The organism is Bacillus sp. 220_BSPC (genome assembly GCF_001054655.1).
GTDB classification, from domain to species: Bacteria; Bacillota; Bacilli; order Bacillales; family DSM-1321; genus Peribacillus; species Peribacillus frigoritolerans.
Genome location: NZ_JVPL01000188.1, coordinates 25,780 through 51,395, shown reverse-complemented (window position 1 = coordinate 51,395; position 25,616 = coordinate 25,780). Strand labels below are relative to the sequence as shown.

At 41.6% G+C, this 25,616-nt stretch carries 23 protein-coding genes; 22 read left to right on the top strand and 1 reads right to left on the bottom strand.

What is annotated here, in order from left to right; all coding sequences use genetic code 11:
• Nucleotides 1–233: 233 nt before the first annotated feature.
• The 4 genes from ADA55_RS13880 (at nt 234) to ADA55_RS13865 (ending at nt 5,562) form a co-directional block, all read left to right on the top strand.
• A complete protein-coding gene (locus ADA55_RS13880; protein ID WP_034313569.1) occupies nt 234–1,904 on the top strand; it encodes a ribonuclease J in 1,671 nt (556 codons plus the stop codon).
• Between the two features lie 185 nt (nt 1,905–2,089).
• Nucleotides 2,090–2,773, top strand: a complete 684-nt coding sequence (locus ADA55_RS13875; RefSeq protein WP_396020081.1) for a ClpP family protease — start codon at nt 2,090–2,092, stop codon at nt 2,771–2,773.
• A complete protein-coding gene (locus ADA55_RS13870) occupies nt 2,770–2,997 on the top strand; it encodes a YlzJ-like family protein (RefSeq protein WP_034313564.1) in 228 nt (75 codons plus the stop codon). Before ADA55_RS13875 ends, ADA55_RS13870 begins: the two co-directional genes overlap by 4 nt.
• 237 nt (nt 2,998–3,234) lie before the next feature.
• Nucleotides 3,235–5,562 carry a DNA translocase FtsK gene (locus ADA55_RS13865; RefSeq protein WP_048684741.1) on the top strand — a complete coding sequence of 776 codons (2,328 nt, stop codon included), beginning with the start codon at nt 3,235–3,237 and terminating at the stop codon, nt 5,560–5,562.
• Nucleotides 5,563–5,594: 32 nt separating this feature from the next.
• On the opposite strand, the gene ADA55_RS13860 is transcribed toward ADA55_RS13865, so the two are convergent.
• The gene (locus ADA55_RS13860) at nt 5,595–5,894 is read right to left on the bottom strand and encodes a DUF6509 family protein (RefSeq protein ID WP_048684738.1); all 300 of its coding nucleotides are present in this window, start codon (nt 5,892–5,894) and stop codon (nt 5,595–5,597) included.
• Nucleotides 5,895–6,199: 305 nt separating this feature from the next.
• Between ADA55_RS13860 and ADA55_RS13855 the strand changes: the two genes are divergently transcribed.
• The 18 genes from ADA55_RS13855 to ADA55_RS13770 all read left to right on the top strand — a co-directional run bounded on the left by ADA55_RS13855 (nt 6,200) and on the right by ADA55_RS13770 (nt 25,488).
• Nucleotides 6,200–6,925 (top strand): GntR family transcriptional regulator, encoded by a 726-nt coding sequence (locus tag ADA55_RS13855; protein WP_048684736.1) that lies wholly within the window; start codon nt 6,200–6,202, stop codon nt 6,923–6,925.
• Between the two features lie 161 nt (nt 6,926–7,086).
• On the top strand, nt 7,087–8,175 hold the full coding sequence (locus ADA55_RS13850) for a BMP family lipoprotein (RefSeq protein ID WP_048684735.1): 1,089 nt from the start codon (nt 7,087–7,089) through the stop codon (nt 8,173–8,175).
• Nucleotides 8,176–8,379: 204 nt separating this feature from the next.
• Nucleotides 8,380–9,915, top strand: a complete 1,536-nt coding sequence (locus ADA55_RS13845; protein WP_048684733.1) for an ABC transporter ATP-binding protein — start codon at nt 8,380–8,382, stop codon at nt 9,913–9,915.
• Nucleotides 9,908–10,951: an ABC transporter permease gene (locus ADA55_RS13840; protein WP_048684732.1), complete on the top strand. Its 1,044-nt coding sequence runs from the start codon at nt 9,908–9,910 to the stop codon at nt 10,949–10,951. The genes ADA55_RS13845 and ADA55_RS13840 overlap by 8 nt, the downstream gene beginning before the upstream one ends.
• Entirely contained in the window at nt 10,952–11,911 is a 960-nt protein-coding gene (locus ADA55_RS13835) for an ABC transporter permease (RefSeq protein WP_094246576.1), read from the top strand.
• 211 nt (nt 11,912–12,122) lie between these two features.
• Nucleotides 12,123–13,403 (top strand): EF-P 5-aminopentanol modification-associated protein YfmF, encoded by a 1,281-nt coding sequence (gene yfmF / locus ADA55_RS13830; protein WP_048684730.1) that lies wholly within the window; start codon nt 12,123–12,125, stop codon nt 13,401–13,403.
• Complete coding sequence (gene yfmH / locus ADA55_RS13825; protein WP_048684727.1) at nt 13,403–14,689, top strand: EF-P 5-aminopentanol modification-associated protein YfmH; 1,287 nt, start codon at nt 13,403–13,405, stop codon at nt 14,687–14,689. The genes yfmF and yfmH overlap by 1 nt, the downstream gene beginning before the upstream one ends.
• Before the next feature lie 18 nt (nt 14,690–14,707).
• Nucleotides 14,708–15,433: an elongation factor P 5-aminopentanone reductase gene (ymfI, locus tag ADA55_RS13820; protein ID WP_048684725.1), complete on the top strand. Its 726-nt coding sequence runs from the start codon at nt 14,708–14,710 to the stop codon at nt 15,431–15,433.
• 81 nt (nt 15,434–15,514) lie between these two features.
• A complete protein-coding gene (locus ADA55_RS13815; protein ID WP_034313532.1) occupies nt 15,515–15,772 on the top strand; it encodes a DUF3243 domain-containing protein in 258 nt (85 codons plus the stop codon).
• A gap of 242 nt (nt 15,773–16,014) precedes the next feature.
• A complete protein-coding gene (locus tag ADA55_RS13810) occupies nt 16,015–16,806 on the top strand; it encodes a DUF3388 domain-containing protein (RefSeq protein WP_034313530.1) in 792 nt (263 codons plus the stop codon).
• Between the two features lie 8 nt (nt 16,807–16,814).
• Entirely contained in the window at nt 16,815–17,723 is a 909-nt protein-coding gene (locus ADA55_RS13805; RefSeq protein WP_309247765.1) for a helix-turn-helix domain-containing protein, read from the top strand.
• 165 nt (nt 17,724–17,888) lie between these two features.
• Nucleotides 17,889–18,473, top strand: a complete 585-nt coding sequence (gene pgsA / locus ADA55_RS13800; protein WP_048684722.1) for a CDP-diacylglycerol--glycerol-3-phosphate 3-phosphatidyltransferase — start codon at nt 17,889–17,891, stop codon at nt 18,471–18,473.
• Nucleotides 18,474–18,495: 22 nt separating this feature from the next.
• Nucleotides 18,496–19,728 (top strand): competence/damage-inducible protein A, encoded by a 1,233-nt coding sequence (locus ADA55_RS13795; protein ID WP_048684939.1) that lies wholly within the window; start codon nt 18,496–18,498, stop codon nt 19,726–19,728.
• Nucleotides 19,729–20,077: 349 nt separating this feature from the next.
• A complete protein-coding gene (gene recA, locus ADA55_RS13790; protein WP_034313522.1) occupies nt 20,078–21,124 on the top strand; it encodes a recombinase RecA in 1,047 nt (348 codons plus the stop codon).
• A gap of 353 nt (nt 21,125–21,477) precedes the next feature.
• Nucleotides 21,478–23,037: a ribonuclease Y gene (gene rny / locus ADA55_RS13785; protein ID WP_034313519.1), complete on the top strand. Its 1,560-nt coding sequence runs from the start codon at nt 21,478–21,480 to the stop codon at nt 23,035–23,037.
• A gap of 152 nt (nt 23,038–23,189) precedes the next feature.
• Complete coding sequence (locus ADA55_RS13780) at nt 23,190–23,987, top strand: TIGR00282 family metallophosphoesterase (RefSeq protein WP_048684720.1); 798 nt, start codon at nt 23,190–23,192, stop codon at nt 23,985–23,987.
• Between the two features lie 173 nt (nt 23,988–24,160).
• Entirely contained in the window at nt 24,161–24,421 is a 261-nt protein-coding gene (spoVS, locus tag ADA55_RS13775) for a stage V sporulation protein SpoVS (protein WP_029281188.1), read from the top strand.
• 134 nt (nt 24,422–24,555) lie between these two features.
• Nucleotides 24,556–25,488 (top strand): dipeptidase, encoded by a 933-nt coding sequence (locus ADA55_RS13770; protein WP_048684713.1) that lies wholly within the window; start codon nt 24,556–24,558, stop codon nt 25,486–25,488.
• Nucleotides 25,489–25,616: the final 128 nt, after the last annotated feature.

The window sequence follows — 25,616 nt, the reverse complement described above, 5'->3', positions numbered from 1 at the left end:
TGATGTATATGAACGGGATATACTTTCCGATTTCGGGATGAAAATATTGGAGTTTATTATGATCAATCGAAACTGGTAAAAGTACAAAGGATCTCTTACATAATAGGTTGTTTTTTTTGAATTATATGAAAAAGTCCCTCTGAAAATGGTAAGTGTTGTCATGTTTTTTGAACATCGGTTATAATGAAATCATTGGGAAATTATGAACGGGATTTTTTAAGGAGGATATTCGATTGGGTAAAGATAAAAATAATGGAATAAAAGTGATTTCTCTTGGAGGACAAGGGGAGCTTGGTAAAAATATGTACGTCGTTGAGGTGAACGAGGACATCTATCTTCTTGATGCAGGATTAATGCTGCCGGAAGACGAAATGCTCGGAATCGATGCGGTTATCCCAGATATTTCTTATTTGATGGATAATAAGGAACGGGTGCAGGGGATATTCATTACCCATGGTCATGAAGACCATATGGGAGCGCTTGCTTATGTCTTGAAATATTTACCAGCTCCTGTTTATGGAACTAAGCTTACACTTGCTTTAATCAAAACGAAATTAAAGGAAGATGGCTTTAACGGCAGGGCAACTTTCACTGAAATCGATTCGGATTCCCTTTTAAGTTTCCCTCAAGCAGCCGTGTCCTTTTTCCGGACTAACCATAGTATTCCCGATTCCGTCGGAGTCGTGATCCACACTCGTGAAGGTGCAATCGTTTATACAGGGGATTTCAAATTCGACCAGGCAGCAACGGATCTATATAAACCGGAAATCGGTAAGATGGCCAGTATCGGTGAAGAAGGTGTCCTATGCCTGCTTTCGGATAGTACCGGTGCCGAGAGGCCAGGTTATACGACTTCAGAAGCAGTTGTGGCCAAAGATATTACAGAGGCTTTCCATGCTGCCTCCGGAAGGATCATCGTTGCGTGCTTCGCTTCGAACATCAACCGGATTCAACATGTTTTCAATGCAGCGGCAGCAAGTCGCAGAAAAGTGGCAGTTGTAGGAAAAAGCCTGCAACGCGTTTATGAAACAGCCTTGAATCTTGGCTACTTAAAGGTCGAAGAAGAGCTGATAATCCCGATTAATGAAATTGGCCAGTATGAAGACCGTGAAATCGTCGTGTTATCGACAGGTCATCAGGGCGAACCCATTGCAGCACTTCAAAAAATGGCAAAGCAGACCCACAAGCAGGTAACGATCAAAAAGGGAGACACCGTTTTGATCAGTGCATCACCCCTGCAGGGCGGTGAACTTATTTTATCCAAAACCGTCGATTTGCTATACAGGGTAGGTGCTGAAGTGGTATCTGCCAATAAATATAAAGTGCACGTAACAGGGCATGGCAGCCAGGAAGAGCTTAAAATGATGATCAATTTGATGAATCCTAAATTCTTAATCCCTGTACATGGGGAATACCGCCATTTATATGCCCATCAAAAAGTTGGGGTTGCTGCGGGAATTAAGCGTGAAAACATCATAATTGCCGAAAAAGGGGATGTCATCGAACTAAAGGGCAATAAAATGGGGCTTTCCGGAAAAGTCTCTGCAGGAAATATCCTGATAGATGGCAGCGGTGTTGGAGATGTGGGTAATATCGTTCTTCGTGATCGTCGCTTGTTATCCCAAGATGGCATTTTGATTGTAGTCGTCACGTTGAACCGTCAGGATAAAAGCATTGCAGCAGGCCCTGAAATCATTTCAAGGGGCTTCGTATATGTTCGCGAATCAGAAAAAATGATTGCGGAAGCAACTGAAATAGTAAGTGAAATCGTAAAGAAAAATGGGTCGCGCCAGCCTTTTGATTGGTCCACGCTGAAGCAGGAAATGCGTGATGCGTTAAACCAATTCTTCTATGAAAAAACGAAACGCCGCCCAATGATTTTACCGATCATAATGGAATATTAAGAAAGGAACCCCTGATTTGAACAGTCAGGGGTTCTTTTTTCTGTCTCTTATATCTTGAAGAATGAAGTCCGAGACTCGAGACATAATAAAGCTATAGGCTAAAAGAGAAAGGGGTTGGCATAGTGGATAATGCACCATTACCAAATGAAAATGAAGGCAAGCAGGAAGGTAAGAATTCAACTTTAATCGAAAAGATCCAGCAGCTGGGGGCTACTAATGTTCCGCAACTATCTCAAGACTCAAAAATCCATTGTTTGACGATCATTGGACAAATTGAAGGACATATGCAGCTGCCGCCTCAAAATAAAACGACCAAATATGAACATGTTATTCCGCAAATTGTGGCAATTGAACAAAATCCCAATATAGAGGGGCTGCTTGTCATATTAAATACAGTCGGAGGAGATGTCGAAGCGGGACTGGCAATCGCAGAAATGCTGGCTTCCCTATCAAAGCCATCCGTCTCGATTGTACTTGGGGGAGGGCACTCGATCGGTGTGCCGATTGCTGTTTCGTGTGACCATAGCTATATAGCTGAAACAGCAACGATGACGATTCATCCAATTCGTTTGACAGGGCTAGTCATTGGCGTGCCTCAAACCTTTGAATACTTGGATAAGATGCAGGAAAGAGTCATTAAATTTGTTACGCGCCACTCCAACGTTACGGAAGAAAGTTTTAAGGATTTAATGTTTGCCAAAGGAAACTTGACCCGTGATATCGGTACGAACGTTATCGGGGCCGAGGCAGTTGAAATCGGTATGATCGATGATGTAGGAGGAGTGGGCCAGGCCATGAGAAAACTAAATAGCTTCATGGAAGAAAGAAGGCCAAAAATTGCCGGGGAAGAGGAGGGGCTTCTGCAATGACGCTTTATACGATCGTTCCTGAAGAAATAATTTTCCCTCATCACCATGAGAAGACGGCAAATTTAATAGAAATGATCTACAATGGTGTACATGTGATGGTTGAACATGACGGTGGCCGTACGTTTCGCATTGATCGAATCGTCAGCACCGATCCTGAAGATTATATGAATGTACACATTCAGCCGGGAGCTGTCATAAATGTGTTCGAACATATGAACCATTAGTAAAACGACTAACTGAGGTAAATTATGATATACTGGAATGAAAATCAGCAGCCGCTTGGCTGCTTTATTCATTATATGGGAAAAATGTCCGCCTAAAGAATGAATGGTATATATATCAAGGACAGGGTCATATTTATTTGGTATAATCAGTAGCGAACGTTTGTTTCGTGAAGGGAAATCATGTAGTGATGTTGAATAGGAAAGTTAGAATAGTTTCATGAAGAATCAGGTGATATTATGGCAAAGAAGAAACGCAGAAAAAAGAATAGTACAGAGAAGTTAAAACTAACGCTTAAATATGAATTGATTGGCCTCACTATAATAGGTTTGGCCATCATTGCCATTGCCAAGCTTGGAGCAGTGGGAAACGGGACGGTCTTTTTAATCCGCTTCTTCATGGGGGAATGGTATATCCTCTTTTTGTTGGGAGCAATTGCAGCTGGGTTCTATTTGATGATAAAGAGAGAGGTCCCGTACCTGTTGAAACGGCAATTGGTCGGGATGTACTTCCTTGTTGCGAGCATGCTCCTCCTAAGTCATGTGACCCTGTTTAACATGCTTGCAGATGGAGGACCATTTACGAAGCCCAGCGTCATTTCGAATACATGGGAACTATTCTGGATGGAAGTGACCGGCAAGGCCAGTTCAAAGGACCTTGGGGGCGGTATGATTGGAGCGATATTATTTGCAGCTTCTTACTTTCTATTCGACGAAGCTGGATCGAAAATCGTTTCATTCCTCTTTATCATTGTAGGTGCCGTCCTATTGACCGGGAAAACGTTAGGTGAAACCCTCGGGAAGTTTTTCAGGGGTCTTGGCGGCTTTTTCAAAAAGCAATGGTCCGCATTCAGAGATGATGTGAAAACGTGGAATGAAGACAAAAAAGAAAAGAAAAAGAATCCCGTGAAAAAGAAGAAACGGCAAAACGAACCGGTGGAAGAAACGGATCAGCCCCCTCTAGAAGAGGAAACACAGGAAATGGCGACGGAACGGATCATTTCCAGCTTTGCTGATAAAGCATATAGCGACGAAAACGAAGTAATTCCCGTTGTTACGGAACCTGCAGCTGAAAATGCAGAGGACCAGGATGATGCCGTTCCGCCTATGAATTTTACGGAAGTGGAGAATAAAGAATATCTTTTACCGCCTCTTTCCTTGTTATTGCAGCCTAAAAAAACCGACCAAAGCGGAGAGTACCAATTGATTCATGAAAATGCGGCAAAACTTGAGCGCACCTTTCATAGCTTTGGAGTGAAAGCGAGAGTCACTCAAGTTCATTTAGGCCCAGCCGTAACCAAATACGAAGTACATCCGGATGTAGGTGTGAAGGTAAGTAAAATTGTCAGCCTATCCGATGACTTGGCACTTGCACTTGCCGCAAAGGATATTAGGATCGAAGCGCCGATTCCCGGAAAATCGGCAATCGGAATAGAAGTGCCTAACTCCGAAGTGGCGATGGTGTCATTAAGGGAAGTTTTAGAGGCCAAAGAAGTAGATAAGCCTGACGCAAAACTGCAAATAGGCTTAGGGCGGAATATTTCCGGTGAAGCGGTTAAGGCGGAGCTCAATAAAATGCCGCATTTACTAGTGGCTGGTGCTACGGGCAGCGGGAAATCCGTTTGTATCAATGGGATTATCACGAGTATCCTGATGCGGGCAAAACCGCATGAAGTGAAAATGATGATGATCGATCCAAAAATGGTCGAGTTGAATGTCTATAATGGAATTCCCCACTTACTCGCACCTGTAGTGACCAATCCAAAGAAAGCGGCACAGGCTTTGCAAAAAGTCGTCAGTGAAATGGAAAGGCGCTACGAGCTATTTTCTCATTCAGGTACGCGAAATATTGAAGGCTACAATGATTACATTAACCGATATAACATTGAAGAAGACGCCAAACAACCGCTCCTGCCTTATATCGTGGTCATTGTCGATGAGCTGGCAGATTTGATGATGGTCGCTTCTAATGATGTAGAGGATGCCATCACAAGGCTTGCACAAATGGCACGAGCTGCTGGCATCCACTTGATAATTGCCACTCAGCGGCCATCCGTAGACGTAATTACAGGGGTCATTAAAGCGAACATCCCATCTCGGATTGCCTTTAGTGTCTCATCAATGACCGATTCGAGAACGATCCTCGACATGGGCGGGGCCGAAAAACTGTTAGGCCGGGGTGACATGCTCTTCCTGCCTTCAGGAGCTTCAAAACCGGTCCGCGTCCAAGGGGCCTTTTTATCCGACAATGAAGTCGAGGAAGTTGTCACATATGTCATTTCACAGCAAAAAGCACAATACAACGAAGAAATGATACCCGATGAAATTGCAGAAACCTCAAATGGTGAAGTCGAAGATGATTTATATGGGGATGCGGTATCGTTGATCGTAGAAATGCAGACTGCATCCGTTTCCATGCTACAGCGCCGTTTCCGGATTGGCTATACCCGCGCAGCCAGATTGATTGATGAAATGGAAGCGAGGGGAATTGTCGGTCCATATGAAGGCAGTAAACCACGAAATGTATTGATTACAAAAGATGAACAAGATGAAGCACATTCATCATAGGTAAAGAAAAAACCGGGCATCTGCCCGGTTTTTTAATTATTCATCGCCTCGTCTAAATGTTTAAGGCAGAAGTCGGTAATCATCGCTTCTTCATCTTCTTCTAAATCGAATTCAAGTGCGCCTTCGTTCCCTTTTTCAAAAATATCATATTTAATCAATTTGCCTTTTTGTTCTTCCACAGCAAAAAGCACCCGGATATATAAACCATCTTCTGAAAAGAGTTCATCCTCTTCAGGCACTTCAATATCCAAGAACAACTCGTAACGTTCCCCGGACAAAATACCAAATGGATCATTCAATTTTTCGATTGTGTATTCTGTAATCTTTAACATCTTGTGTACATCCCTTCAAAGAAGATAAATCCTATTATACAGGAAAACAGCATCTTGAACATAGCTGCATGCATCTAGCCTTTTTTTTAAAAAATTTATCTGATTTAGGAGAATAATCGTACAAATTCCGCGGCCACATCTAGATTGAAAGGCACAGGGAAGGGTAATTTCTCCTAAATTCTTTTAAAGTAAATAGTAAAACACTATTTATTTATATCAAAAAAAATGTTATATTATTTTCGATTAGTAGGAATGATTCAACATCAGAGGTCTGATGTCTTAAGAAATTAGCTGGGGGAAACTGTATGTCAATAAAATCAGATAGTCGACATTTATATTTGCAGGTCATTGATTACCTGAAGCAGGATATTGAAGCTGGAGTCTATCAGGAAAATGAAAAATTCCCTTCAGAATTCGATCTTGCGAAAAAATTGGGAGTTAGTAGGGCGACACTTCGAGAAGCGCTGCGAATTTTGGAAGAAGAAAACATCATCATTCGCCGTCATGGAGTTGGGACTTTCGTCAATCCGAAACCTCGGTTCACTTCAGGTATCGAGCAATTAAAAAGTGTCACGAACATGATTGAAGAGGCAGGGATGAAGCCGGGTACGATTTTCTTAAGCTCGACGGCCCAAGAACCTACAGAAGAGGATATACGCAGGTTTTCTTGTTCAACAGACGAACGCATCGTCAGCATCGAACGAGTAAGGACAGCGAATGGGGAGCCAGTCGTCTACTGTATTGACAAAATTCCTGAATCTATTCTTTCAGAAAATTTTGACCGTAATGATGAGTCTCTTTTAGATATTTTGGAAAGAGATGCGCATCGGAAAATTACGCATGCCGTAGCGGAGATTGAGCCTATTGGATATCATGAGAAAGTTTCTCCTATCCTTAAATGCTCGCCAGAAGCCGCACTACTCGTTCTAAAACAGATGCATCTGGATGATTGGGACCAGCCTATCCTGTATTCTGTTAACTACTTTAAAGCCAATATGTTCAGCTTTCATGTTCTTCGTAAACGTGTGTAGGCCTTGACTCTGCATACGGATGAGTGCAAGCGATTGTTTCGATTCCGAAAAAAGTCGATCAAACGTATGCAAAAAAAATTAACGAGAAGTGAAAACGCAAACATAAATGACTTTTCAGAACATTCCTGCTCAAAAAACTATGTAAATTAGGGGGATAAAAATTGAAAAAGCGCAAATTAGGACTAGCTCTTTCACTTGTTCTTGCAGCCGGTACGCTACTGGGAGCATGTGGTAATTCAGAGAATGATGATAAAGAATCTTCAAATGGGAAAAACAAAGATAACTTCACTGTTGCGATGGTAACTGATACTGGCGGCGTGGATGACGAGTCGTTCAACCAATCCGCTTGGAAGGGCATTCAGGAATTCGGTAAGGATAATGGTCTGGAAAAAGGTAAAGATGGCTACAACTACCTGCAATCTAAATCTGATGCCGATTACGCTAAGAACCTGAATACGCTTGTACGTGAAGATTACCAACTAATCTATGGCATCGGTTTCCTTTTAGCGGAAGCTGTTGGTGAAGTGGCTGACCAACGTCCGGATTCACACTTTGCCATCGTGGATACAGTTGTAGATAAAAAGAATGTAGCCAGCATCAATTTTAAAGAGCAGCAAGGTTCATTCCTGGTAGGTGTAATTGCCGGAATGCAAACGAAAACAAACAAAGTCGGTTTTATCGGCGGAGTTGAATCTGAGTTAATCAAGAAATTCGAAGTTGGCTTTAAGGCTGGGGTTTTATCTGTAAACCCGGATGCAAAAGTTGAAGTTAAATATGCCGGGGATTTCAATAAAGCTGATATCGGTAAATCAACTGCAGGCTCCATGTATTCTTCAGGTATCGATATCATTTATCATGCTGCTGGAGGAACTGGAAAAGGTGTATTCACTGAAGCAGTAGAGCAAAAGCAAAAAGATCCTAAGAGGGAAATCTATGTTATCGGTGTAGATAGCGACCAAGCTAAATTGGGGGCAGTTCCTGGAACTGACGACAACATCACTCTGACTTCCATGCTAAAACGTGTTGACGTGGCAGTTAAAGACCTTTCCGAGAAAGCGAAAGAAGGAAACTTCCCAGGCGGAAAAGTAATTGAGTACGGTATCGAAGAAAATGGTGTAGGCATTTCCGAAACAAAAGATAACGTAACAGAAGAATCATTAAAAGCGGTCGAAGAATGGACAGAAAAAATTAAATCAGGTGAATTCGTAGTTCCGGGTACGGATGAAGAATTCGAAAAACTTGATTTATAAGCTGTAATGCCAGAAAGAATAGGGAGGCAGAATTGCCCTCTATTCTTTCTTTTCCCAATCACGCTTTGCAACTGAAAAATATCGAATGAAAAACTATGAAAGAATCGTAGTTTTTCATTTGGTTTTTTTAAAAAAATCAATAAGCTAGTAAAAGCAATTAAATGATTTAGGAATATTTACACTCATTTTAGGAGTTGATAATACGTGGAATATGTAATTGAGATGCTTAATATCCGTAAGGAATTCCCCGGCATCGTCGCAAATGATAACGTTACACTTCAGGTTAAAAAAGGGGAGATTCACGCATTATTAGGTGAAAATGGCGCGGGTAAATCCACTTTGATGAATGTTTTATTCGGCTTATACCAGCCTGAGCAGGGAGAAATCCGTGTGAATGGCAAGCCAGTCAATATTACCAGTCCCAACATTGCCAATGATTTAGGGATTGGGATGGTCCATCAGCATTTTATGCTCGTTGACCCTTTTACAGTAACGGAAAATATCATTTTAGGAAAAGAACCATCCAAAGCGGGTAAGATCGATTTAAAAGAAGCGAGCGAGGAAGTTAGGAAACTATCAGAACAATATCAACTTCGTGTTGACCCCTATGCGAAAATTGCCGATATTTCAATAGGGATGCAGCAGCGTGTCGAGATTCTTAAGACGCTTTACCGCGGAGCCGAAATATTGATTTTTGATGAACCGACCGCTGTATTGACTCCTCAAGAAATCAAGGAATTGATTTATATTATGAAAGCCCTTATCAAAGAGGGGAAATCTATCATTTTAATCACACACAAACTTAAGGAAATCATGGAGGTTTGTGACCGGGTAACGGTTATACGCAAAGGGCAAGGAATTGGTACAGTGAACGTCAACGAAACGAATCCTAACGAATTGGCGAGCTTGATGGTCGGTAGGGAAGTTCTATTCAAGACGGAAAAAACGGCCGCTACTCCTTCGGATGTAGTTCTCGAGGTTCAGGAACTGGAAGTCAAGGATTCCCGGGGCGTTTCAGCTGTTCGGAACTTGGATTTAACAGTCCGTGCAGGAGAAATTGTCGGTATTGCCGGTGTAGATGGAAACGGTCAATCCGAACTGATTGAGGCATTGGCTGGCCTAAGGAAGACAACAGCTGGTTCGATAAAGCTAAATGGAAAAGAGATCAGGAATCTGAAGCCGCGTAAAATCACTGAAGCAGGTGTCGGCCATATTCCAGAAGACAGGCATAAGCATGGTTTGGTTCTCGATTACAGCATTGGGGAAAATATTGTCTTGCAAACCTACTATCAAAGGCCTTTCTCAAAAGCCGGTATCTTGAACTCAAAGAAAATATTTGAAAAAGCCCGTTCATTGATCAAAAGCTATGATGTTCGGACTCCTAGTGAATATACCCCGGCAAGGGCTCTTTCTGGCGGGAATCAGCAAAAAGCGATCATCGGACGGGAAGTTGATAGGAACCCGGATTTATTGATTGCCGCACAGCCAACACGCGGGCTTGATGTAGGAGCGATCGAGTTTATCCATAAACGGCTGATTGAACAGCGTGATGCAGGAAAAGCGGTACTTCTCATATCATTTGAATTGGAAGAAATCATGAATGTGAGCGATAGGATTGCCGTTATATACGAAGGGGAAATCGTCGCAATTGTCGATCCGAAAGAAACGACTGAACAGGAGCTTGGCCTTCTAATGGCCGGCAGTAAACGGACGGAAGCAGGTGGAAAACAAAATGTCTAAGTATTTATCTAAATTAACGAGTCCGTTAATAGCAGTTATCCTCGGCTTAGTCGTTGGGGCCATAATCATGTTAGTAAGCGGCTATGACCCAGTTGCCGGCTATGGCTCCATGGTAAATGGAATTATTGGGGATTCTTATTATGTAGGGGAATCCGTCAGGACAATCATCCCTTATATCCTTGCCGGTTTGGCAGTGGCTTTTGCTTTCCGTACGGGCCTATTCAATATCGGTGTAGAAGGGCAATTAATTGTAGGCTGGCTGGCGGCAGTTTGGGTCGGAATCGCTTTTGATCTTCCAAGGATCATCCATTTGCCATTGGCCATCTTAGTTGGTGCAGCTGCTGGGGCATTGTGGGCATTTATCCCTGGTTATTTAAAAGCTAAGTTCCGTGTACATGAAGTAATCGTTTCTATCATGTTGAATTATACAGCTTTATATGTGACGAATTATTTAATTAGGAATGTAATGACTGACAAGCTGGATAAAACAGAAAGAATTGCTGATACAGCATCACTGCGGTCTCCTTTTTTTGAAAGCATTACGGATTTTTCCCGGATGCATTGGGGAATAGTGGTAGCGATTATTTGCGTAATCATCATGTGGTTCCTGCTTGAAAGGACCAAAACCGGCTTTGAACTGAAAGCGGTAGGTTTCAATCAGCACGCGTCAGAGTATGCAGGGATGAGTGTCAATAAGAACATCATACTTTCCATGGTTATTTCAGGTGCTTTTGCAGGACTTGCTGGTGCGATGGAAGGCCTTGGAACTTTCGGTTATGCCGCAGTCAAAGGCGGGTTCACAGGTATGGGCTTTGATGGGATCGCAGTAGCCTTATTAGGGGCGAATACAGCTATTGGTGTTGTGCTTGCAGCCTTATTATTTGGGGGACTGAAAGCCGGGGCCTTAAATATGCCGCTAGAAACCGGAATACCTAGTGAAATTGTGGATATTGTCATAGCATTGATCATTTTCTTCGTCGCTTCCAGTTATTTTATTCGTTGGATTGCCGCTCGATTTAAGAAAGGGGTGAAATAAGTGGATTTTTACCAAGTATTACAAATTATTATTCCATCAATGATAGCTCTAGCTGCTCCACTTATTTTTACTTCACTCGGAGGAGTGTTTTCTGAACGGGCTGGTGTCATAAATATCGGTTTAGAAGGTTTGATGGTCATTGGTGCCTTTACAGGGATTGTTTTTAACTTAATGTTTGCTGATGTATTTGGGGAATGGACTCCTTGGCTTGCAGTCTTAGCGGCAATGATTGCCGGCTTGCTGTTTTCCATTCTGCACGCTGTGGCATGCATTACGTTCAGGGCGGACCAAACGGTTAGTGGGGTAGCCATCAACTTGTTGGCAGTTGGTCTGACCATGTTTTTGGTGAAGTTGATTTTTGACAAAGGTCAAACTGATAGAATCACAGAAACATTCCCAAGGATTGATGTTCCGTTACTAAGTGATATTCCATTTATTGGACCCATCTTTTTCGCAAATGGCTATTACATCGTATATATAGCGATTCTCATATCTTTTGTCGTTTGGTATGTACTTTATAAAACACCATTCGGGTTAAGGATCCGTGCAGTGGGTGAGCACCCAATGGCTGCTGATACGATGGGTGTCAATGTTACGAAAATCCGATATGCCGCCGTTTTATTATCAGGTGCTTTTGGAGGTATCGGCGGAGCGATTTATGCTACCATCTTTTCAAATGAATTCAATCATGCGACAATTAATGGTCAAGGTTTCATGGCCATTGCCGCCATGATTTTTGGTAAGTGGCACCCGATCGGGGCAATGGGAGCAGCTTTATTCTTTGGTTTGGCCCAAAGTTTAAGTATCGTTGGCTCGAGCCTTCCCTTCTTCAAGGATATTCCATCAGTTTACCTCTTGATCGCTCCATATGTTCTGACGATCATTGCGCTAACTGGTTTCATTGGACGTGCTGATGCTCCAAAAGCATCAGGACAGCCATACATCAAAGGGAAAAGATAAGTGTCTAACCGGTCAGCAAACTGTGCTGGCCGGTTTTTTCTTTTGAGTTTTGAGCCATAAGTGATGGTGAGCTGGTGAAAAACCAAAAAAAGTAGCTGTTACTTGCATGATTTTTCCTTTCACATGTATATTTTAAGTAGATGTTTAAAAGGGTTCCAATCTACAAACAATAAGCTAATAAAGGTGATTTATATAATGAGGAGGATTATTCATGTCTATTGCTTCCGATACAATTACGGAAAAAAGCGGCTACAAGCTTCATGTGGTCCGGACGGATAAATATAAAACGAATACTCTCGTGCTGAAGATGAAAGCCCCGTTGACAAAAGAGGACGTTACATATCGTGCATTGCTGCCATATGTGTTACAAAGCAATACAAGTAAATATCCTACAACACCCGAGCTTCGATCTTATCTTGATGATTTATATGGAGCAGGGTTTTATGTCGATGTAGCCAAAAAAGGAGAATATCAAATCATAAGTTTTACGATCGATATCGTAAATGAAAAATTCCTTAGTGATTCAACCCCGCTTCTCGAAAAGGCTTTTGGGCTATTATCAGAGGTGATCTTCAATCCGAAGAAAAACGGCGAAGCCTTTGACTCTAAAACGGTTTCCAATGAAATCCGTTCTTTAAAACAGCGGATTCAATCCATTTCCGATGACAAAATGCGATATTCAGCTACACGTCTAGTAGAGGAAATGTGCAAAAACGAACCATATGCTTTAGAAGCGAGCGGTAATCTTCAAGACTTGGAAACGATAACTCCAGAATCCCTATTCGCCTACTATAAAAAAATGCTGTCGGAAGATGAAATCGATTTATATGTAATCGGCGACATCGATGGATCGGAAGTGGAGGCACTGGCTGACAAATATGTGTCGTTGCAAGAACGTGAGCCTGTTAGACTGCCAAGGGAGACGGGCAAGGCAGTGGAGAAGGAAAAAGAAATCATCGAGAATTCGGATGTGAAACAAGGGAAATTGAATATCGGTTATCGAACCCAAGTTGCATACGGTGATCCAGATTATTATGCTCTTCAGCTATTCAATGGGATTTTTGGCGGCTTTTCACATTCCAAACTTTTCATTAATGTCAGGGAGAAAGCCAGCCTTGCTTATTATGCAGCTTCAAGGCTTGAAAGTCATAAAGGACTATTGATGGTCATGGCCGGCATTGAAAATGCCAACTACAAGCAGGCACTGGATATCATTCATGCACAAATGAAGGAAATGAAGCAAGGGAACTTTTCCGATGAAGAACTGGCACAGACAAAGGCGGTCGTTAAGAACCAGCTCCTTGAAACCATTGACGTTTCGAGAGGGCTTGTGGAAATTTTATATCATAATGTGATTTCCGGGCAGGATATATCACTCGACGAGTGGTTTGCAAAAACAGAGCGGACGACAAAGGAAGAAATCATTGCAGTTGGTCAAAAGATCCAGCTTGATACGATTTATTTCCTAACGGAAGCGGAGGTGCAAGGGTAATGGAAAAAATAGCATTCACTCAATTGAAAGAAGAGCTTTTCCATGAAAAAATGGATAATGGTCTCGAAGTATATATTCTTCCGAAAAGCGGGTTCAATAAATCATTTGCAACTTTCACGACGAATTATGGTTCAATCGACAACCATTTCAAACCATTGAATGAAACGGAATTCTCAAAAGTACCAGATGGGATTGCCCATTTTCTTGAACATAAGCTATTTGAAAAGGAAGATGGTGATGTTTTTCAGCAATTTTCAAAGCAGGGAGCATCTGCAAATGCCTTTACCTCTTTCACCCGTACAGCTTATTTATTTTCCAGCACGTCGGATTTCGAGAGGAATCTAACTACCTTAATTGACTTTGTCCAGGATCCTTACTTTTCGGAAAAGACGGTAGAGAAGGAAAAAGGAATCATTGGGCAGGAAATCAACATGTATGATGATAATTCAGACTGGCGTTTATATTTCGGGACTATTGCCAATATGTATCATCAGCATCCAGTGAAAATCGATATTGCCGGTACTGTGGAATCGATTGCAGGTATTACGAAAGATATGCTTTATGAATGTTATAATACGTTTTACCATCCTAGCAACATGCTCCTATTCGTTGTAGGACCGGTAGATGTCGAAAGTACCATGAAACTGATTCGGGATAACCAAAATGATAAAGGATACAACGAACAACCAGCAGTGGAACGTAAATTTGACGAAGAGCCGGAAATCGTTGCCAAGGATAAGGAAGTCTTAAGGATGAATGTCCAGACACCAAAAGTGATGCTGGGCATCAAGGCCATCAACGTAAACCAATCCGGTTTACAGCTTTTGAAAAGGGAATTGGCGACCAATATTTATTTGGAAATGCTGTTTGGCAAGAGTTCGCCTTTGCATGAGGAGCTGTATGAGGAAGGGTTGATCGATCAAAGCTTCTCATATGATTACACACAGGAACAAGGTTTTGGGTTTGCGTTAATTGGCGGGGACAGTGCCAAACCTGATGAGTTGACGGAGTCTTTATTCGGTATCCTGCAAAAATCAAAAGCCGGAACCGGCCTGAATGAAGAAAGCCTGCAAAGGACAATCAAGAAAAAAATCGGTTCTTTCCTCCGTTCCTTGAATTCGCCGGAATATATAGCGAATCAATTCACCAGATATGCATTCAATGATATGAATTTGTTCGATGTTGTATCGGTATTGGAAAAACTAACCATCGAAGATATCAGGGAGGTCGCCAAGGATTTAATATCCGATGAACGGATGACAGTCTGTCAGGTACTTCCGAAATAATATAAAGGGGGCGTGAAAGTGGGGAAACGTTTTGCCCTTATTACAGGAGCCAGTGGAGGAATCGGCAGGGAAATCGCTATAAAGCTCGCCGAGGAGAATTACTCACTTTATTTACATTATAACAGCAATGAAGAAGCGATACTTGCCCTGATTGAAGAACTGAAGCCTCATCAAGTCGAACTTATTCCGATACAAGCGGATTTGGCTGCACCGGACGGCTACAAGAAATTGGCGGAAAATATTTTTGCCCTCCATGCAATCGTCCTTAATAGTGGCAATAGCTATTACGGTCTTATATCTGACATGGATGAGACTATCGTTACTGAAATGGTTCAGCTGCACGTAACGAGCCCTTTCCAATTAACAAAGGAACTGCTTCCAAAGCTAATGTACCAAGAACAGGCTGCCATCGTTGCCGTCACATCGATTTGGGGGCAGACAGGTGCATCTTGTGAAGTATTATATTCAATGGTCAAAGGCAGCCAAAATGCTTTTATCAAGGCACTTAGCAAAGAAGTATCGCTTAATGGAATCCGGGTGAATGCCGTTGCCCCCGGTGCGATTTCCACTTCCATGCTCGAATCTTTCAGTGCAGAAGATCTGGAAATCATCAAAGGCGATATCCCGATGGGCAGGATGGGGCATTCCAAAGAAGTCGCGGAGGCCGTATACTATTTGCTTTCCGACAAGTCGTCCTATATAACCGGGCAGATTTTAGGTGTAAATGGCGGATGGTACACATGATTTTTTTTAAAGACATGTATAATTTCCTCGGTTCCTTCACAAAATATCTTTGTACTATTTTGAAGGAAAGGGTGACCATTCATGTCTGTACTGGACAATTGGGATCAATGGAAAAACTTCTTAGGCGACAGATTACATCAAGGTGAACAACAAGGCTTGTCAGAAGGCGCTGTTAACAACTTGGCTTACGAAATCGGTGATTACCTAGCTAATCAGGTTGAGCCCCAGAATGATCAAGAGAAAGTGCTTGCTGATCTTTGGTCAGTCGCAAGCGATCAAGAAAAACATGCCATGGCAAGTGTCATGGTCAAGTTAGTCGAGAACAATGGAACAAAGTAAAATATCAATCCAAAGGCCCTGTTATTAATTAACAGGGCCTTTTGGATTCTAGGGGGATGACTATTTGTCCTCTTATATAAAAATGAATACTTTTATAGGGTTTTTCCTTTTAACTTATCACGAAATGCTATATTATAGAAGCTAGACAATTAATATTAAAGTGTTCAGACCTTGAAATTTACGATGGATAAGTTTTTTGCCCATGATTAGGGCAAAAGCTTTTAGGCTTAAGGAGTGTTATCGTGGATAATAAAGAATGGTATTTTGAATATGAAATTCAAGTCAACCGTCCTGGTTTATTAGGGGATATTTCATCCCTTCTGGGTATGCTTTCCATTAATATCATCACCATTAACGGGGTAGATGAAGGCAGGCGTGGGTTACTTTTGTTGGCCAAAGACAGCCGTAATATAGAAAGATTCGAGTCAATTCTCCGTACGATGGATACGATAAAGGTCATTAAGCTTAGGGAACCTAAATTACGTGATCGCCTCGCAGTCAGGCATGGACGCTATATTCAGCGCGATGCCGATGAGAAAAACACCTTTAGGTTTGTTCGTGATGAACTAGGCTTGCTAGTCGATTTCCTGGCCGAGCTATTTAAACAGGAAGGTCATAAATTGATCGGGATCCGAGGGATGCCCCGTGTCGGAAAAACTGAATCTATCGTAGCATCGAGTGTTTGTGCTAATAAGAGATGGTTGTTTGTGTCATCGACCCTTTTAAAGCAGACTATCCGCAGCCAGCTTATTGAGGATGAATATAATAATGATAATTTGTTCATTTTAGATGGAATTGTTTCCACTCGCCGTGCAAATGAGCGTCATTGGCAGTTGATTCGTGAAATAATGAGGCTTGATGCTGTCAAAGTAATCGAACATCCGGATGTTTTTGTCCAAAATACGGAGTATACCCTCGAAGACTTTGATTATATTATTGAATTGAGAAACAATCCTGAAGAAGAAATAACATATGAAGTTGTCGACCAAAAAGACCAGTTTTCAGGGTCCGATTTTGGTTCCTTTGACTTTTAAAATGGCAGGTGTTTTATTTGACTGAATTGGGTAATCGATTAAAGGAAGCTAGGGAAGCCAAAGGTCTTAGCCTAGAAGATTTGCAGGAATTAACAAAGATCCAAAAGCGTTACCTCATTGGCATTGAAGAAGGAAATTACAGTATGATGCCTGGAAAGTTCTATGTACGGGCATTCATAAAGCAATATTGTGAAGCGGTCGGACTGGATCCAGAAGAGATTTTCGAACAATATAAGAATGAAATACCATCGGTCTATAGTGAGGAATTGCCAGAACAGCTTTCACGGGTCCAATCCCGGAAAACCATTCCGGCAGGAGATTCAAAGGTTGTGGAAATGTTACCGAGGATCCTGGCTGTCGTTTTAGTCATTGGTGCGGCCGTTTTGATATGGGTACTGGTATCGAATTATATGAGTAACCCAGATAATGATGATAAAAAGAACGCTAAAGAGAATGAAGCTGTGGGCTACAATAAAAGTGATGGGTTTAACGAAGAAAAAGAGAATGCAGACAAAAAACAGGATGAAGAAAAATCTGAGTCATCTGACGAGAAGAATGAAGATGATGCTGTTGTCAAAGATGAAAAGAAAGAGCAAAATCTTGCCGTCACAAGTTCCAGCGGTAAAAATAGTACGTATGAATTAAAAAATACCGATACTTTTAAATTAAAGGTGACCTCCAAAGGCTCACCATGGGTCGGCATAAAAAATGGTGAAGGTAAATTACTTTTCCAGGGCACTATCGAAAAGGACAAAAGCCAGGAAATTGATTTTACCAATGAAAAAGAAGCTGTCATCAATATAGGCAGGGCATATGAAACTGAGATTTATGTGAATGATGAGAAGCTGGAGTATTCCATTTCACCGACTGAAGTGAATACGCAATTGGTTACGATACAATTTACGAAAGCCGAATAGTCATCTTATAGATGACTATTTTTGCTCTATATAATAGTAAGGCGGCGGGAAATGGTTCACCCGGCATATAAGATTGGATTTTGAGTTAAATTATACATATAAGCATTATTTTAGATTTAAGACGCATTGCCCAAATGGCAGGCGTAAATTTTGGAGGTAAAAGTTTTGAATCTGCCTAATAAGATTACAGTAGCAAGAATCTGTTTAATACCAGTATTTTTAATCATCATGCTCGTTCCTTTTTCATGGGGGACACTGACTTGGGGAGAATACAGCTTGCCAGTGGCACACCTGGCTGGAGCCATCCTCTTTATAATCGCTTCCACTACGGATTGGATCGATGGCCATTTTGCCAGAAAATATAATATGATTACTGATTTAGGGAAATTTTTAGATCCATTGGCAGATAAACTTCTGGTTTCGGCTGCCTTAATCGTTTTGGTTGATCAAGATTTAATGTACGGTCAATCTTGGATTGCCATCGTGATCATAAGTCGCGAGTTTGCAGTCACTGGATTGCGTTTGGTGTTAGCGGGTACAGGGGAAGTGGTTGCAGCGAACCAGCTAGGTAAAATTAAAACATGGGCACAAATTGTTTCTATTTCGGCTTTATTGCTGCATAACCTTCCATTTGCCCTCATTTCACTTCCATTTGCCAATATCGCATTATGGATTGCATTAATCTTTACAATCTGGTCAGGTTTGGATTATTTTATAAAAAACAAAGAAGTATTTGTTAATTCAAAGTAAAACGAATGGTGGTTTTGAAAAGATGGATGCAGAAATCATTGCAGTGGGTTCAGAGCTTCTTTTAGGTCAAATCAATAACACTAATGGAAGATTCTTATCGCAGCAGTTTGCGGAAATGGGAATCAACGTTTTTTACCATACTGTGGTCGGAGATAACGACCGCCGATTACAACAAGCTATAGAAATCGCTGAATCGAGGGCGAACTTGATTGTTTTTACCGGTGGGCTTGGTCCTACCAAAGATGACTTAACGAAAGAAACGATTGCTCGCCATATCGGGAAAAAGCTCGTTTTTAATGATGAAGCTTTGCAATCCATTGAAGCTTACTTCCAAAAACGGGAACGGCCGATGACGGAAAACAACAAAAAGCAGGCCCTTGTCTTGGAAGGCAGTGAAGTGTTGGCAAACGATCATGGCATGGCCCCGGGAATGGTTTTGTCCAAATCTGGGATTACATATATGCTCCTGCCTGGACCACCAAGTGAAATGGAGCCGATGTTTTTAAGTTATGGTTATGAAAAAATCATGAATAAATTGGAAAAGCATGAACGGATCGATTCCAAGGTTCTTCGGTTCTACGGTATAGGTGAAGCCGAACTGGAAACGGTGATTGAAGATCTCCTTGTCAATCAAACGAATCCGACAATCGCTCCGCTTGCAGCCGAAGGGGAAGTGACGTTAAGGATCACCGCCAAAGGCCCTTCTAAAGAAAAATGCGAAGAACTTATTTTAGAAACGGAAAAAGAAATTCTTAGCCGGGTCGGAAAGTTCCATTATGGAAGTGATAATACTTCTCTAATAAAGGAACTTGTAAAAGAATTAACGGTCCGCAAGCTTTCAATCGCGGCAGCTGAAAGCTTGACCGGGGGGATGTTCCAAGAACAGCTGACAACCATCCCGGGCGCCGGTAAAGTCTTTAAGGGCGGAATGGTCTGCTATACGAATGATGCGAAGACCAATGTCCTCGGCGTCAGTGATGATACCATATCTGAGTATGGGGTGGTCAGCGGTGAGTGTGCAATGGAAATGGCCTCTAATGTCCGGAGTAAGCTCGATGCGGATGTAGGCATAAGCTTTACGGGTGTTGCGGGGCCGGACGAACAAGAAGGCAAGCCTGTAGGTACAGTATTTATTGGCATTTCCTATCGGGATGGAAACACTCACTTCAAGGAGTTGAATCTTTCCGGAAGCAGGGCGCAAAACCGTATTCGGAGTGTGAAGTACGGCTGTCATTACCTATTAAGGGATTTATAAACGCCATAAGCAGAGCTTTTTTACAGCTCTGCTTTTTATTTGGTTTTAGAAGTTTGTTTCTTGAAAAATAGGGAAAAAAGAAAAAAGTTAATTCAATGAAAATGTTTTTTTTTAGGGAGTAAGTGAAGCGAAATGGAGATTTCCTTAAGCTAAAACGCTTTTTTACAAAGAATATCCCGAAAGAAAAAAACGAATGAATGTTCGACTTTTTGCTTGGCAAAATAGTAAAAAGAGTATATAGTAAAGATAGGTTTTGAGACAGGGTACAAACCTTGATCTCGAATAATTGCTAACGTAAGTACACCTTTAATCGGACAGCCGATTAGTTGAATATAGAGGAGGAAATTGAGTGAGTGATCGTCAAGCGGCTTTAGATATGGCGTTAAAACAAATTGAGAAACAATTTGGTAAAGGTTCGATTATGAAACTTGGGGAACAGACTGATCGTAGGATTTCAACGATCTCAAGCGGTTCTTTAGCATTGGACGTAGCGTTGGGAGTGGGCGGATATCCAAGAGGCCGGGTCATTGAGATATATGGACCTGAAAGCTCCGGTAAAACGACTGTAGCATTACATGCCATTGCAGAGGTACAAAAGACTGGCGGGACGGCTGCATTCATTGATGCCGAGCATGCTTTAGATCCAGCATATTCAGAAAAACTTGGTGTGAATATCGATGAGTTACTGCTTTCACAGCCTGATACGGGTGAACAAGCCTTAGAGATTGCTGAAGCGTTAGTTCGAAGCGGAGCGGTAGATATCATTGTCATTGACTCGGTGGCAGCACTTGTTCCTAAAGCTGAAATCGAAGGCGAAATGGGAGATTCCCATATGGGTCTCCAAGCCCGGATGATGTCTCAGGCACTTAGAAAACTGTCTGGTTCCATTAATAAATCAAATACCATTGCCATTTTCATTAACCAAGTCCGTGAAAAAATCGGTGTTATGTTTGGGAATCCAGAAACGACTCCGGGAGGCCGGGCATTGAAGTTCTATTCAACTGTTCGTCTGGAAGTGCGCCGTGCGGAGCAATTAAAACAAGGTAATGAAATCGTGGGTAATAAAACGAAAATCAAAGTTGTAAAAAACAAGGTTGCTCCACCATTCCGCCAAGCAGAAGTTGACATCATGTATGGTCAAGGGATTTCACAGGAAGGTGAAATCATCGATATGGGTGCAGACCTTGATATCGTCCTTAAAAGCGGCTCATGGTATTCATACAATGAAGAGCGTGTCGGACAAGGCCGTGAAAATGCGAAGCTGTTCCTGAAAGAAAATCAGGATATCGCTCAGGAAATTTCTCAGAAAATCAGAGATCACTATAATCTTGATGGAGAGCATGAATTACCACCAGAAGAAAATGAAACAGAAGAGCATTTTGAATTGCTTGATTAATGATATTTGGAAAAGGCCTAAGCTTATTCGCTTAGGCCTTTTATGTATATTTTAAGAAAAATGCGAAATTTCCAGCGGATTAAATGGCATTGTAATCAGATTTACAGACTTCTTCCATAATGAATGCTGTACATTATGATGGTTAATATTAAGAAAACTTGAATAATCATTGATACATAAGGGACAAACGCTTGACAATAAAAATTCTCAACTATACAATTAATATGTATATTTTACAATTTTTCAAACTAAAATTTTGAAAATTAAGTGCTGTATATTGAATTTATGTGCAATGTACTTGCCGACAGTTCAACATTTTATGTAAAAAGTTCATAGCAAGGGGAGGTGAAACGATGGAACCCATGACAATCATCTTCACTTTGCTTGGCCTAATCGTCGGTGCAGTTGTTGGTTATTTTATTCACAAATCAAAATTTGAGAGTAGAATAGCAGGGGCAAAGGGCTCTGCAGAACACATCCTTGAGGATGCAAAACGTGAAGCGGAAGCACTTAAGAAAGAAGCCTTGTTGGAAGCAAAAGATGAAATTCATAAAGTTCGTGCCGATTCGGATCGGGAAGCCCGTGAAAGAAGGAACGAATTACAAAAACAAGAAAATCGGTTATTGCAAAGAGAAGAGAATCTGGACCGTAAGGATGAAACGTTAGACAAACGTGAGAGCCTTTTGGAGAAAAAAGATGATTCTCTAAACCAAAGACAACAGCATATTGAAGAGATGGAAAGCAAAGTGGAAGAGATGGTTCGTAAGCAGCAAACAGAGCTTGAACGTGTTTCCGGTTTAACTCGTGAAGAGGCTAAAGCAATCATTATAGACCGAATGGAAAACGAGCTTGCTCACGATGTAGCGCTTATGATTAAAGAAAGTGATACCCGTGCCAAAGAAGAAGCTGATAAAAAAGCAAAAGAAGTCCTTTCTCTTGCCATTCAGCGTTGTGCGGCTGATCATGTTGCAGAGACCACCGTTTCTGTAGTAAATCTTCCAAACGATGAAATGAAAGGACGGATAATCGGACGTGAAGGACGAAATATCCGGACGTTAGAAACGCTAACAGGTATTGACCTTATTATTGATGATACTCCTGAAGCTGTCATTTTATCTGGATTCGATCCAATTAGACGGGAAACGGCACGCTTGGCTCTTGAGAAACTTGTTCAGGACGGACGGATCCATCCGGCTCGCATTGAAGAAATGGTTGACAAAGCAAGACGTGAGGTAGATGAACATATTCGTGAAATTGGTGAACAAACTACTTTTGAAGTTGGAGTTCACGGTCTCCATCCAGATCTCATCAAAATACTAGGACGTTTGAAATTCCGTACCAGTTATGGGCAAAACGTACTTAAACATTCAATTGAAGTGGCCCAGCTTTCAGGTTTACTGGCCGCTGAGCTTGGTGAGGATGAAGTTCTTGCCCGCCGTGCAGGTTTATTGCATGATATTGGGAAAGCGATCGATCATGAAGTGGAAGGCAGTCACGTTGAAATTGGCGTTGAATTAGCAACCAAATATAAAGAGCATCCAACTGTCATTAACAGCATCGCTTCACATCATGGCGATACGGAACCAACTTCCATCATTTCAGTGCTTGTGGCTGCCGCTGATGCATTATCAGCTGCAAGACCGGGAGCAAGAAGTGAAACGCTTGAAAATTACATTAGAAGACTTGAAAAGCTTGAGGAAATTTCCGAGTCCTATGATGGAGTGGAAAAATCTTTTGCGATTCAAGCCGGACGAGAAGTGCGGATTCTAGTGAAACCAGAACAAATCGATGATCTTTCGGCACATCGACTCGCACGTGATATCCGGAAAAGGATTGAAGAAGAGCTCGATTACCCAGGTCATATAAAAGTCACGGTCATCCGTGAAACAAGAGCAGTTGAATATGCCAAATAATTGTTAGTGAAAGACGAAGTGGTGCAAACCACTTCGTCTTTTCTTTTTCCGATATGAATCGTTAAGCGTAATTCTTATAATTACCCCAAATTATGTTACAATACATACTTGAATAATTCATATAATTAGGTGAATCCAGAAAGGGTTTTACAATGAAATTGCTATTTATAGGGGATGTAGTGGGATCTCCAGGTCGTGACATGATCCAAGAATACCTTCCTAAGTTAAAAGAAAAGTATCGTCCGCATATCACGGTCATCAATGGCGAGAATGCAGCAAGTGGCCGGGGGATTACAGAAAAGATTTACCGCAGTTTTTTAGAGTGGGGAGCGCAGGCAGTGACCATGGGAAACCATACATGGGATAATCGTGATATTTTCAACTTTATTGATGAAGCGAAATATCTTGTCCGTCCAGCAAACTTTCCTGAAGGGGTACCCGGAGAAGGCATGAAATTTTTAAAATTGAACCAGCATGAAATAGCGGTCATCAATTTGCAAGCGAGAACGTTCATGCCGGATTTGGACTGTCCGTTCAAAAAGGCGGAAGAACTAGTGGCGGAGGCTCGAAAAAAGACACCGATCATCTTTGTCGATTTTCATGGTGAAGCTACAAGTGAAAAGCAAGCCATGGGGTGGTTCCTGGATGGTAAGGTTACAGCCGTCGTTGGTACACACACACACGTCCAGACAGCCGATAACCGTATATTACCTGCAGGCACCGCTTACATATCAGATGTAGGCATGACAGGACCATATGATGCCATCCTTGGTATGGAAAGAGAGGCAGTCATCCATCGGTTCCTGACCAGCCTGCCAGTTCGTTTCGAAGTCCCAAAAGAGGGACGGACCCTATTAAGTGGGGTTCTCCTTGAAATTGATGAGAAAACTGGCAAGGCAAAGAAGATAGAAAGGATCCTGATTAACGAAGATCATCCCTTTTACCATTGATTCGAACGGATGGACAGTCAAACTGCCATCCGTTTTTCCATTCTTTAATAAATGGTGTACAATCCCGGTTTTCTTTGTCATACAAGTTTTACTTGATGAATATAGTAGCAGTGGAAAGTGTTATAACTATTGAGCCAAGTTAGAATCGGCAGGGAAAACAAGGAGGACTAGGAATGGAAATATTAAAAGTTTCAGCAAAATCTAATCCTAATTCTGTAGCAGGCGCACTAGCGGGAGTGCTCAGGGAAAGAGGAGCAGCCGAAATTCAAGCAATCGGTGCAGGTGCGTTAAATCAAGCCGTCAAGGCAGTAGCAATCGCAAGAGGGTTTGTCGCACCTAGTGGAGTTGACTTGATTTGTATTCCTGCCTTTACAGATATACTTATTGATGGCGAAGAGAGAACGGCAATAAAACTAATCATTGAACCAAGATAATTCCATGTTTGGGTGTCCTGTTTGTCAGATGGCGAGCAGGCTCTTTTTTGTCGTGAAATCCAAATGACGAAAGACCCGTGTCCCTTTATAATGGAATATATAATCATAAAAAAGGTACAGGAAAGGGGGATTACATGGAGATTTTTGATGCACATTGTGATGTGCTGATGAAGATGTTCATCGATCCGGATATTTCTTTTACGAATAGTGATAAATTACATATAACAAAGCGGGGTTTATTGGACGAAGGGGGAAAGGTACAATGTTTTGCCATATATATTCCTGAAAAAGTCCACCCTGATATGAGATTTCAAGCGGCTTTGGCGATGGTGGATATTTTTCATGAAAAGATTTTGTCAGAGCCGGAAATGAAATTTATAAAGACCAAGGCAGACATCGAATCTTTAAAAGAAAAGGAAATCGGTGCCATGCTAACTTTGGAGGGGTGCGATTGTATTGGGAATGATTTGTTGAAACTGAAAACCCTTATTCATCTTGGAGTATCCTCCGTAGGCCTAACTTGGAATTACGCTAACTTGGTAGCGGATGGAGCATTAGAAACAAGAGGGGGCGGCTTGACAGGATTTGGAACGGAGGTGGTCACGCTACTGAATGAGAAGGCAATTTGGTGTGATTTATCCCATTTATCTGAAGCTGGATTTTGGGACACCCTAAAATTGACGAAATTCCCGATCGCCTCCCATTCGAATGCTTATCATCTTTGTCCGCATCCGCGAAATTTAAAGGACGGGCAGATAAAAGCCCTTTTACAGAAAAATGGGGTGATCGGCGTGACCTTTGTCCCGCAATTTCTAGCAAATGGCTCGGTTACGATAAAGGATATCTTGAAACATATAGAGCATATATGCAGTTTGGGCGGGGAAAGACAAATTGGATTAGGCTCCGACTTCGATGGAATCGATCATATGGTAGAGAATTTAACGTCATATAAGGATTATCATAACTTAATAAATGAATTGAACAGGCTTTATTCCAGTGAGTTTGTAAAAGGTCTCCTTTTTGATAATTTCACTCGTAATTTTCCGCTTGAAAAGGAAATTTCTTAAGTGATTTTCAATTCTTACTATATAGATATGAATAAATATTCTGAAAATATAAAAAATAAAAGCAAAAAGGTTGCAATTTGATGATTTAACCGATAGAATTGAAAGCGTTTAGTACACCTTTCCTAAAT